General features: G+C 71.5%; 8 protein-coding genes. 6 read left to right on the plus strand and 2 right to left on the minus strand.

Annotated elements, in window-relative coordinates; genetic code table 11:
- Window positions 1-430: nitrilase-related carbon-nitrogen hydrolase (locus tag VGI02_RS08735; RefSeq protein ID WP_331626930.1), on the plus strand; the 430-nt coding region annotated here is incomplete at its 5' end.
- Window positions 431-502: 72 nt separating this feature from the next.
- Here the strand turns inward: VGI02_RS08735 and VGI02_RS08740 are convergent.
- Window positions 503-1,738 (minus strand): PucR family transcriptional regulator, encoded by a 1,236-nt coding sequence (locus VGI02_RS08740; protein WP_331626931.1) that lies wholly within the window; start codon window positions 1,736-1,738, stop codon window positions 503-505.
- 233 nt (window positions 1,739-1,971) lie between these two features.
- Between VGI02_RS08740 and VGI02_RS08745 the strand changes: the two genes are divergently transcribed.
- The 5 genes from VGI02_RS08745 (at window position 1,972) to VGI02_RS08765 (ending at window position 8,128) form a co-directional block, all read left to right on the plus strand.
- The gene (locus VGI02_RS08745; RefSeq protein WP_331626932.1) at window positions 1,972-4,284 is read left to right on the plus strand and encodes a PEP-utilizing enzyme; all 2,313 of its coding nucleotides are present in this window, start codon (window positions 1,972-1,974) and stop codon (window positions 4,282-4,284) included.
- Entirely contained in the window at window positions 4,284-5,204 is a 921-nt protein-coding gene (locus VGI02_RS08750) for a DUF7064 domain-containing protein (RefSeq protein WP_331626933.1), read from the plus strand. The genes VGI02_RS08745 and VGI02_RS08750 overlap by 1 nt, the downstream gene beginning before the upstream one ends.
- Window positions 5,201-6,802, plus strand: a complete 1,602-nt coding sequence (locus VGI02_RS08755; RefSeq protein ID WP_331626934.1) for a pyruvate, phosphate dikinase — start codon at window positions 5,201-5,203, stop codon at window positions 6,800-6,802. Before VGI02_RS08750 ends, VGI02_RS08755 begins: the two co-directional genes overlap by 4 nt.
- On the plus strand, window positions 6,799-7,716 hold the full coding sequence (locus VGI02_RS08760) for a DUF7064 domain-containing protein (RefSeq protein WP_331626936.1): 918 nt from the start codon (window positions 6,799-6,801) through the stop codon (window positions 7,714-7,716). The genes VGI02_RS08755 and VGI02_RS08760 overlap by 4 nt, the downstream gene beginning before the upstream one ends.
- A gap of 148 nt (window positions 7,717-7,864) precedes the next feature.
- Window positions 7,865-8,128 (plus strand): hypothetical protein, encoded by a 264-nt coding sequence (locus VGI02_RS08765; protein ID WP_331626937.1) that lies wholly within the window; start codon window positions 7,865-7,867, stop codon window positions 8,126-8,128.
- A gap of 178 nt (window positions 8,129-8,306) precedes the next feature.
- Here the strand turns inward: VGI02_RS08765 and VGI02_RS08770 are convergent, their stop codons facing one another.
- Window positions 8,307-8,579 carry a DUF3558 family protein gene (locus VGI02_RS08770; protein WP_331626938.1) on the minus strand — a complete coding sequence of 91 codons (273 nt, stop codon included), beginning with the start codon at window positions 8,577-8,579 and terminating at the stop codon, window positions 8,307-8,309.
- Window positions 8,580-8,814: the final 235 nt, after the last annotated feature.

The following is an 8,814-nucleotide window of genomic DNA, read 5'->3' on the forward strand; positions in this document are numbered from 1 at the left end:
CGTCGCGGCGGGGACGGAGCCCGTGGTCGTGGAGGTCGACGGCGAGACCCTCGGCCTCGCGGTCTGCTACGACATCCGGTTCCCGGAGCTCTTCCGCGCCCTGGCCGACCGCGGCGCCTCGACCGTGCTGCTCCCGGCCTCGTGGGGTGCCGGCCCGGGGAAGGTCGAACAGTGGGAGCTGCTCGTGCGGGCACGGGCGATCGACTCGACGACCTACGTGCTCGCCTGCGACCAGGCCGACCCCCTCGCCCGCGGCATCGACCCGGGCAAGGCGCCGCGCGGGGTCGGGCACTCGCTGGTGGCGACGCCGTTCGGGGTGGTCGAGCAGTCCCTCGAGGCCGATCCCGGGCTGCTCGTCGTCGATGTCGACACCGCCTCCGTGGACAAGGCGCGCGCCGTGCTGCCGGTGCTCGCGAACCGGCGGATGTAGGACTGGCCCACAGCCACACGACGTCCGATCACGACGCGGGAGGTCACCCCGCCCGCCCACGAGCGCCCTTCGTCAGCAGTCTCCTAAGGTCTGGTGCACAACCAGTGCGGCGCCGAGGGCGACGACGTCATCGGTGATGCGCTGGCCGACGAGTTCTTCGGCCTGGGCGAGTCGGTAGCTGACCGTCTTGTGGTGCACGTGGAGAAGCTCGGCGGTCCGTGCCTTGCTGCACCCGTGCTCGACGAAGGTCAGCACGGTCTCTCGGAGACGCCGACAGGTCTCGTCGACGCCTGCGAGCCCCCCGAGGCGGTCGGCGGCCAGCCGTCGCGCCCGTTCGGTGTCGGTGCAGAGCAGGCCGGACAGCTCGACGTCGCGGAAGCGCACGACACCCATCGCCGGCCTGCCCGAGAGGCGTGCGGTGCGATCGGCCTCCCGGGCCTGGTGGTGGGAGCGTCGGAAGCCCTGGCGTCCCGCCCCCGGTGCTCCCATCGCCACCAGCACCCCTGGGCTGGTGGCGCCGGCCATGGCGTCGAGACACGTGGTGTCCGGCGCTCCGGCCCACGTCATCCAGGCCCACCACGTGCCGTCCCCCACCGGGAGGACGAGCGTGCTCGCGTCGCCCAGACACGCGAGGTCGGTCAGGGCGGCGCGGAGGTCGGCTGTGGCGTCGAGAGGCGCGAGCACGAGCGCCACGTGGTGGCCGCGGACGTCGTGCTGCAGCGTCGCGCCCGCCGCGATCTCGTCGACCTGATCGTCGCCGATCAGGTCGCGCACCACCTCCGAGTGCGACCGCCGCAGACCGGAGGGCCGCAGCGCGCCGAACTCGGTGCGGTACTCGGCGAGCAGGTGGTCGCAGCTGCGGTCGATGAAGGTGAACATGTGATCGGACGACAGGGCCAGCACGTCGGCGAGGATCTCGTTGCCGCTGAGCCGCTCGGCCGCATGGTCGCTCCACCGCCGCCAGATCAGCTCGTGGCCGTACCGGTAGGCGCGCAGCAGGTCGGTGATGTCGGCGCCGGCGGCCACCGACGCGCGCATCAGCTTGCGCGCCCCGAGTGGGGGTTCGGTGGCGGTGGCGGGGATACCGAACGCCAGCGTGGACAGGATCGCGCCGATGTTCTGGTCGGTGGCCTCCCGCACGCCGTCGACGGCGTCCTGGGCTCCCCGCGGCGCGAGGCCCGGCAGCCTCACGAGGACCTGCTCGGAGATGCGGGCCGCGATCTCGCCCGAGCTCAGCAGGAGCTCATGGGCGAGCTGCTGGATGACCTCGCCGGCGGAGACGCCGGCGGTCGACGCGAGAGAGGTCACGTGAGGGAGCGTAAGGGGGATCACATTGTCCATGGGTGTGCACGTCGTACCCCGAAAGGGACAAGCGACGGGCCGGGCGGGGCGGACGGCCGCGGGAGTGCGCCAAGCCTGATATCGCCTGCGTCACACTCTGGGACTCCCAGCCATAGGCCTGCGGTGCCCGCTCACGTCACGATGCTCCCCCACGACCGGCGGGCGACTCCGCCGCCGAGCGTCTCATCGAGGAGAACCCCATGGGCGAATACGTGCCGATCGGCACCGGACTGACGGTTTTCGAACACGACGAGCCGGTGGAGGGTCCAGTCGTGTGGCTGGACTCACCCGCCGCGGTGATGGACTTCGTCCGGACCGGCGACATCGCCGAGACGATCGTGCTGGCCCGCGGGGGCACCACGACGTTCCTGACCCCAGCGCTGTCGGCCGGGGTCAAGGGCGTGATGACCCTGCAGGGCGCACCCGAGAGCCACCTCGGGATCCTCTCGCGTGAGTACGGGATCCCGGCGCTGATGTCGGTCGCGTTCACCGAGGGCGTCCGCAGCTCCCGTGGCGAGATCATCCCGCCGGACGGAGCGATCGTCCGGATCGACCTCTCACAGTTCCCGCAAGGCAGCGTGGCGATCGATCCCGCCGCCCGCACCTACGACAGCGACGGCGGCGACGCGGAGGTCGAGCCCGACCCCGAGGCCGCCGCGCAGGCCGAGCAGATGGCCGCGCTGATGGCGAGCTACCGCGGCGAGCTGGCCGACGGCACGACGGGCGACCGCCAGCTGCGTGCCCGGATGGGCACGACCATCCTCGACACCGACGCCGCCAACATCGCCGGCGACCTGCGCGACGAGGAGATCGACGACTTCCTCTCCTACGTCGGCTGGAACCTCTGGGACCTGATCAAGGCCCGGCAGACCGAGGGTGAGTCGGGCCTGATCCCGCGCCAGGAGTACGAGACCGTCTCGTTCGTCCAGCAGTGGGGCACCTACGGGCGCTGCTACGACATGATCACCGAGAAGATCGGTGTCGACGGGATGATCGATCTCGGTCGGATCCCACGCGACGAGATCGGCAGCAAGGCCAACCACGTCCACATCTGGGCCGCCGGGTCCTGCCCGCTGATCGGCAAGGCCCTGGCCGCGCAGCTCGGCGTCACCTCGGGACTCGACGACCGCGCGAACGCGAACACGATCATCCAGGCCACCCGCCGGCTGCAGCACGGTCTGCTCGGCGACGGACCGGGGTACGTCTCGGGCCGGAACTACCAGGTCCCCGTGCTCGCCGACCACTGGATCGAGCGCTTCCGTGACGAGGAGCACCGCTTCGCCGACGCCGACGACCTGGCCGCGTTCCGCCGCTTCAACGCCGCGACCGAACTGGCCGGCTTCCTGCTGCACTACGACTGCCGTGCCGGGCTGTGCGACACCGGGCCGTACCCGCTGCCCGACGGGGGCTTCGTCATCGTCCGGGATCACTTCCTCAACGAGACGGCCTACGAATGGGCCGGCGTGATGGAGGGTCTGCCGTACGCGGTCACCGAGGCGATGTTCTTCCGGCCCGACACCCCGGTGGACATCCGGATCAACGACATCGCGACCACGTTCGCCCAGCCCCGGAACTACCTCAAGTACCTCTCGGGCGTCGCCGTCTACGCCCGCGACGCCTGGGACACCCCGATGTCGGCGATCCGTCGCGTGGACCGCGCCGAGATGGATCGGATCGTCACCCGGTGCAACAAGGCGATGCTCGACCTCTACGAGGTCATCGGCGCGCTGCCGTGGGACGAGCGGATCCGCAACGGCGTGAAGGTCTACACCCGCGACATGATGCTCCCCTGGGCCCGGCCGGCCGGGCTCTGGGACACGATGCTCGCCGAGGGATTCGACCACTTCGCGCCGATCACCGAGCAGGCCTACCCCACGCTGTCGACCGGCGGCGCGCCCCAGGTGCTCGGTGCGGTGTTCCTGATGGGCCAGGGGCTCGTCCCCGAGGCCGGCCTGCCGCCCGCCCCGCCGGTGCCCGACGACGCCCTGACCACGCTGCACGCGGTCGCGATGGCCGGCAGCCACCCCGCGCCGCCCGCCGACGCCGACCGGCTCGTCGGCGTCGGCCTCCTCGAGATCACCCGGGCCGGCCACATGCTCACCGAGGCGGGCCGGTCGGTTCACGAGGAGCTGCTCTCCTCCGAGCGTGCGGGGCTCGACCTCGACCGGCTCGGACAGGTCTACGACCGGTTCCTCGCCCTGAACGGATCGATGAAGGGCCACATCGCCCGCGCGGGCTCCACCACCGACGACGGTGCCCTCGTCGAGCTGACCGGCGAGGTCGCCGAGGTCATCGAGCGGGTGGAGCCGGTCCTGGAACGGACCGAGTCGGTGGTGCCGCGCTTCGCGCCCTACCGCGGCCGGCTCCGCGCGGCGCTGCAGAAGGTGGAGGACGGCGAGTGGTCCTACCTCGGCAGTCCCGCCGTCGACTCGGTGCACACCGTCTGGATGGAGTGCCACGAGGACTTCCTGCAGACCCTCGGACGCAGCCGCGAGGACGAGGGGAGCTACTGATGCCGTTGACCGCGCAGGACGACCTGCGGCACGCCCTCCCGGCGTCGCCGTATGCCCGCGAGAGCCTCTACTACGACATCGTCCTACCCGACGAGGGCCTGCTGATCTTCTTCTACACGTGGGTCGACGGCGGGAACCGCGCCGGCTACCTGCTCGCCGTGGTGGGCGAGGGGGACGAGAAGCTCGCGTTCCACACCGGCGACGGCGTGGACGTCGGGGCACGCGACTTCGACGACTGGGCCGTCGAGGGACTCATCGTGCGCCACACCGAGCTGCTCGAACGCGCCGAGCTCGGGTTCACCGCCGACGACGTCGCCTTCTCCGCGCGGGTCGAGGGCCTGCACCCGGCGTTCGACTACCAGAGCAACGCCGACGGCTGCCCGAGCTTCGTCGCGACGAACCGCTTCGAGCAGTCGTTGCGGATCACCGGGACACTGCGGGTGGCCGGCCGGGAGATCGCGATCGAGGGCACCGCACACCGCGACCACTCGTGGGGTGATCGGGACTGGGACTCGATGCAGGACTGGAAGTGGCTCTCGGCGCAGGCCGGCGAGGACCTCGTCCTCAACGCCATGCAGATCCACGGCCGGGGCGAGACGACTTTCCACGGGTACGTGCAGCGCGACGGCGTCCTCGCGGGCGTCACCATGCTGCGCGGCGAGACCGAGTACGACGACCAATGGCAGCAGCAGCGTGCCCGGTTCCGCATCACCGACGAGGCCGGACGCGTCACCGCCGTCGAGCTGGAGCGGTTCGCGATGCTCTCCTTCGCCGCGGGGGAAGGCATCCAGCTGAACGAGGCCGCGTGCCGCGGGACCATCGACGGCCGGCCGGCCGCGGTCCATCTCGAGAACGGCTGGGACGCGCAGTACGCGGCCACACAGGCGAAGCGCATGCAGGCCCGGGCGGCGACGAGATGACGGCGGCCGCCTTCCGCCACACCTACGGATTCGACGACGCTGGCACCACCGACCGCGCCGTGCTCGGGGGCAAGGGCGCGGGCCTGGTCGCGATGGTGGCGCTCGGCCTGCCAGTGCCGCCGGGGTTCGTGGTGGGCACCGACGCCGGCCGGGCCTACCTCGCCGACGAGACGCTGCCCGACGGACTCGTCCCCGAGCTCGACGGGCGGATGGCCGCCCTCGAGGCGGCCACGGGTCGGCGCTTCGGCGACCCCGACGACCCGCTCCTTGTCTCGGTGCGTTCCGGGGCGCCGGTGTCGATGCCTGGAATGATGGACACGATCCTCAACCTGGGTCTGACCATGGAGGGCGCGGAACGGCTGGCGGAGCGCAGCGGCGACGCCCGGTTCGCGTGGACGTCGATGGAGCGACTGCTCGACGGGTTCGTCCGCACCGTGCGGGGTATCTCGGCGGGTCGCGTCGAGGACGCCCTCCTCGACCGGGCGCCCGAGCCCGACCCCGCGCTCGCCGCGCGGGCCCGCGCCGAGACGCTCGCCGAGCTGCTGGAACGTGAGTCCGGCTCACCGTTGCCGGAGCCACGCGACCAGCTGCGGGAGGCGGCCGAGGCCGTGTTCGGCAGCTGGAACAGCCGCCGGGCGCAGACCTACCGCAAGCACAAGGGCATCGACTCCGCGATGGGAACAGCCGTCGTCGTGCAGGCGATGGTGTTCGGCAACCGCGACGACCGCTCAGGCAGCGGCGTCGGGTTCACCCGCGACCCCTCCACCGGTGCACGCGGCGCGTTCGGCGACCTGCTGTTCTCCGCGCAGGGCGAGGACGTGGTCTCGGGCGAGTGCGACACCGAGCCGCTCACGGCCCTGGCCGACCGGCTGCCCGACGTCCACGCCCAGCTGCTCGGCGTGTTCGAGACCCTCGAGCGCGACGCGCGGGACCTGTGCGACGTCGAGTTCACCGTCGAGTCCGGGCGGCTCTACATCCTGCAGACCCGGGTCGGGCAGCGCAGCGGGCGGGCCGCGGTCGCGCTGGCGGTCGACCTGGTCGACGAGGGGCTGATCACGGTCGCGGAGGCCGTCGACCGCGTCGATGCGGAGCACCTCGCCGGGGCACGATCGCCGCGGTTCATCGACGAGGTGGACGAGGCCGACGTCGTCGGGCGCGGGCTCGCGGCCTCACCCGGCGCGGCCGTGGGCCGGGCCGCGTTCGACGTCGACCGGGCGAGGAGCCGCGCCGACGCCGGCGATGCTGTCGTGCTCGTCCGCCCGACGACGGCGTCGGGCGACCTGCCCGGGGTGATGGCCTCGGTGGGTGTCGTGACCGGCCGCGGTGGGCGCACCAGCCACGCCGCCGTCGTCGCACGGGGGATGGGCAAGACCGCCGTGTGCGGCATCGGCGACGTCGTCGTCGCCTCCGACGGACGCTCGGCGAGCGTGGCCGGACAGACCGTCCGCGAAGGGGACGAGCTCTCGGTCGACGGCGACGTCGGCGTGGTCAGCCGGGGAGCCCGAACCGCGGCCACCGCCGACGAGACCGATCCCATCCTCGCCCGCTTCCTCTCGTGGCGGGACGACCCGACGAACGGAAGCGAGGGAACGGCGTGAGCCGATTCGGCCCCCAGGACGACCTGCTCCACGACGTGTCGCAGGCCGGGCCGCACGCCCGCGAGAGTGTGCTGTTCACCGCCCCGATCCCCGACGAGGGCCTGCTGGTCTTCGTCTACCTGTGGCGGGAGGAGGGAGAACCCTCGTCACCGGCCCGGTGGGGGCGCTTCGTGTTCATCGGGGGGCCCGACATGCACGCACCCGAGTTCCTCTCGCACGTCGAGGACGCCGAGTTCACCGGCGCGGACCTCGACGATTGCGTGATCGGCGGGGTGACGTTGCGCCAGCCCGAGCCGTTGCGCACCGCCGAGGTGGAGTTCGTCGGGGACGGGCTGGAGCTGTCCCTGCGGTTCCTGGGCATCCACGAGCCGTTCAGCTGGCACGACAATGCCGACGGCTGCCCGTCCTGGGTCGCGGACGACCGCTACGAGCAGTCGTGCCGCACCGAGGGCACCGTGACCCTGCACGGACGGCGGATCGTCCTGAACGGAGCCGGTCACCGCGACCACTCCTGGGGCTCCCGGAACTGGGCGATGCTCCAGCACTGGAAGTGGATGAACGCGACGGCCGGGGACGACCTGTCGCTGCACGCGATGATCATGGACGTGAAGGGCGAGCGGCTGGTCAACGGCTACCTGAACATCGACGGCGTGGTGTCGCCGGTTGTCGCGGCCGAGGCACACGCCGACCTCGACGACCAGATGGTGCACCGGAAGGTCCGCGGCCGATTCACCGACGAGAAGGGGCGCGAGCTCGAGCTCCACGCCGAGTACGCCGCGGGCTGGTCCATGCCGATTCGCCACCTCCTGCTCAACGAGGTCGGGATGACCGCGACGCTGGGCGGGCGCCCGGCCGTCGCGCACGTCGAGCTCGGCTGGCCAGCCGAGTACGTCGCCGGGGTGACCGCTTCCTGACGCCGCCGAGTAGGCCACGCCGACCGCTCGGCATGAACCTGGGAAGTAGCCGGCGAAACACGCTGTGACGGGTGCACTGACACGGCCTGGGACCCTCACGATCCGTGATCACTGTGAAGAGATCACGAGGATCGAGGGAGGGCCCGAGGTGGGCGCAGAGGCTATCGACCCGGCGGCCGGTGAGGTGCGCTCGGGCGGGTCGGTGCTGGCCGAGGTGTTCGGTCTGGAAGGGTTCGAGGCGCTCGTGGCGGCGGATGCCGCCGGCGAGCTGGAGATCATGATCGAGACCCGGCAGGGGCGATGGGATGTCCGGGCTGCCGGAGCGGTGGCGACACCTAAAGACCGCCGCGCGACCTGGGTGGCCGACCTGCCCATCGGCGGCCGGCCGGTGGTGCTGTGCTGGGTCACATGAGGTTGGCCCGCAGCCCCACAACTTGCGATCATGGCGCACCCTTGGATCCGAGGACCCCATCCCAGGTTCGCGGCGTAGAGCCGGTTTCTGGGACACGGATCGGGAGCGGGGTGTTGCGGCTCTGGGCGGCAAGGAGTGCTCTGGCGGAACCGAGTCGTCGTGACTCGGTTGCGCGGGATCACTTCTGGGGTGGGAGCTTGCGGATCACCAGAGCGATCGCTTCCTCGGCCCGCTGGCACGGGTCGGACGTCTGGCGAATCATCAGTCCTGACCACTCGGTTTCCAACGCCTGGTGGGGGCCGAGACCCGTCGTCACCGTGCACGTGTTGTCGTCCTCTGCCATGCGCTGACGAACAGCAGGGTAGCCGGCGATGGTCACTGGAGCGAAGATCCTGCTGGCCCTGGTGCGATAGGTGTCAGCCAAGAGGTCGCGATCCGTGTCGACCGACATCGCCAGCTGCTCGTCGTCCTCACCCCCGGGGTCGAAAACCCGAGTCCTCGCAGCTCGGATCGGTCCAACAGCGATGCACAAGGACGTCCTGCGACCCCACCTCCCGCCGGCGCAGGCACGACCTGCCGGGGCACGACCTGCCCGTCGGTCAGCACCGTCGGGTCCGAGGCCACGGCGGGCCGGTCGGCGAGGTAGGGCGGCAGGCCGGTCGGCGGCTGGGTGTAGAGCCCCGGCG

It is taken from the genome of Actinomycetospora sp. (assembly GCF_036497245.1).
Taxonomy (GTDB): domain Bacteria; phylum Actinomycetota; class Actinomycetes; order Mycobacteriales; family Pseudonocardiaceae; genus Actinomycetospora.

What these genes read in the sequence shown, in the direction of transcription:
- VGI02_RS08750 (WP_331626933.1), top strand. Translation starts at nt 4,284, where the DNA reads ATGCCGTTGACCGCGCAGGACGACCTGCGGCACGCCCTCCCGGCGTCG.
- VGI02_RS08745 (WP_331626932.1), top strand. Translation starts at nt 1,972, where the DNA reads ATGGGCGAATACGTGCCGATCGGCACCGGACTGACGGTTTTCGAACAC.
- VGI02_RS08755 (WP_331626934.1), top strand. Translation starts at nt 5,201, where the DNA reads ATGACGGCGGCCGCCTTCCGCCACACCTACGGATTCGACGACGCTGGC.
- VGI02_RS08770 (WP_331626938.1), bottom strand. Translation starts at nt 8,579, where the DNA reads ATGTCGGTCGACACGGATCGCGACCTCTTGGCTGACACCTATCGCACC.